The sequence below is a fragment of the Bartonella sp. MR100HLJHH genome, from assembly GCF_042194215.1.
GTDB lineage: Bacteria > Pseudomonadota > Alphaproteobacteria > Rhizobiales > Rhizobiaceae > Bartonella > Bartonella grahamii.
Genome location: NZ_JBHIMR010000024.1, coordinates 1 through 1707, shown reverse-complemented (window position 1 = coordinate 1707; position 1707 = coordinate 1). Strand labels below are relative to the sequence as shown.

Annotated in this window: 2 protein-coding genes; both read left to right on the top strand. The window is 43.8% G+C overall.

What is annotated here, in order from left to right; genetic code table 11:
• The coding region (locus ACFIJ7_RS08515; RefSeq protein WP_375645061.1) for a hypothetical protein at window positions 1-245 on the top strand (245 nt) is incomplete at its 5' end.
• A gap of 13 nt (window positions 246-258) precedes the next feature.
• On the top strand, window positions 259-1614 hold the full coding sequence (locus ACFIJ7_RS08510) for a Bgr_08870 family protein (protein ID WP_375645060.1): 1356 nt from the start codon (window positions 259-261) through the stop codon (window positions 1612-1614).
• Window positions 1615-1707 lie beyond the last annotated feature (93 nt).

Below are 1707 nucleotides of genomic sequence, written 5' to 3'. Positions count from 1 at the left end.
TGACCAGCTATATCAAAACCTTTTTACCGGGCGGTGCAACCTTTACACTCGAGATGCAACTGGATGATGGTGCTTTTGTTCCTCTCACATTAGACGAAACAGAACAACTCGCTGAACCCCTTTGGACAGAGCGCAAATTTGTAAGCAGCGACAAAACAGCCAAACAAGCGCGCTTAAAACTCACCCTTACCGGCGGACCGGCGGCACGGTCTATGGTGAGCGATTTTGGCGCCGGCATATTGTGATGGGAGAACAGAGATGACCAAAACCAAAAAACTCGACATGGAATTGCCTAAAGAAGGACGCTTTATCAGTTCTGAATTCCCAATCTTGCGGGAAAACTTGACCAAAATTGATCAAGCCATAATGGAAGTTGAGGAAAAGGTAGAGGGAAAAGCGCCTTCAAAACACACGCATACAATAAATGATGTTGCCGATCTTGAAGCGGCTCTCAAAGGCAAAATGGCAGCCGATAAAACCTTCTCATTTACTGATTTAAGCGATCTCGAGGGCGCAAAAGATGCCGCAAATAATTATGTTCTCTATAAATCAAGCAACAATAACTTCACCTTTGGCAGTGCTGTCTCACTGTTAGGCGCACATCAACATAAAACCGAAGATATTGTGGGGCTTGATGATTTTAGAGCCAAAATCAACGAAGATCTGACAAGCTATGGACGCCTCACAAGTCCAAATGAGTGGCAGAATTACAATAAATTTACCAGCAAAGTGACTATGAGTGGTGGCTTAGAACTCATAGGCAATTCATCACTCAACCTTATGCATAACAATGAAGTAGTCACTCGTTTAAGCGCAAGCGGAAGCATGTTGAAAGGACCGCTGAAAGTTGATGGTGATCTTGTTTATACGAAATCAGAAATAGATATTCTCAAGCAGGAAATTAAAAACATCAAAAAAGATTTGATTAATAAACTCATTATTGCCGATGCTGAATTGCTCTACACGCAAGATGGGAAAATTGAATGGCCAGATTGGGTAACAGACCAAACTAGGTTAGAAATCCAAGCATGGGGTGGCGGTGGTAGTGGTGGCGGAGCGGATACGCCAAGATTAGGAGGAGGTGGCGGCGGTGGCGGTTGTTCAGTCTGGTATGGCTATAAAGCCAGTTTAAATGGTCATGAAGATATCACAATTGGTAAGGGTGGAACTTCTGTTGCATCACTCCGTGCAACAGGTAATTCTGGAGGAACAACGACCGTTGGCAAAAATTTTATTACCGCTAAAGGAGGAAATGGTGGAGGGGGGGCTTATTATAATACATCAAGGGGAAATACTTATTACTATTCAGGCATTGGTGGAACTGGGGGCATTGGTGGAAATTTTGGTTTAGCAACAGACGCACATCTAGGAATTGCCAAAGGCGGAAATGGTTATGCTGGAACGAGTGGAATTACTGGCAAGATAAGCGGTGATGGCGGTGATGCTGGAGGCGATACATCAAGGGGTGGTCCTGGAGGACTAGCACAACATAACTATACTTCAGGAAAAGGAGGTCGTGGTTTTGGTGGTGGCGGTGCTGGAGCTGTTAGAGATTCCTATACAAGTGGTGCTGGAGCTGATGGCGCTGTTCTTATAAGATTATGGAAAGATTAAATACAAAACCAAAAATAGCGCAAGTCAAATGGATAGCTGTTGTATAAGCGAGCTTGTATGATTTTTAAGTCCTTTTATCACTCTTTCAAAGCC

What these genes read in the sequence shown, in the direction of transcription:
- ACFIJ7_RS08510 (WP_375645060.1), top strand. Translation starts at nt 259, where the DNA reads ATGACCAAAACCAAAAAACTCGACATGGAATTGCCTAAAGAAGGACGC.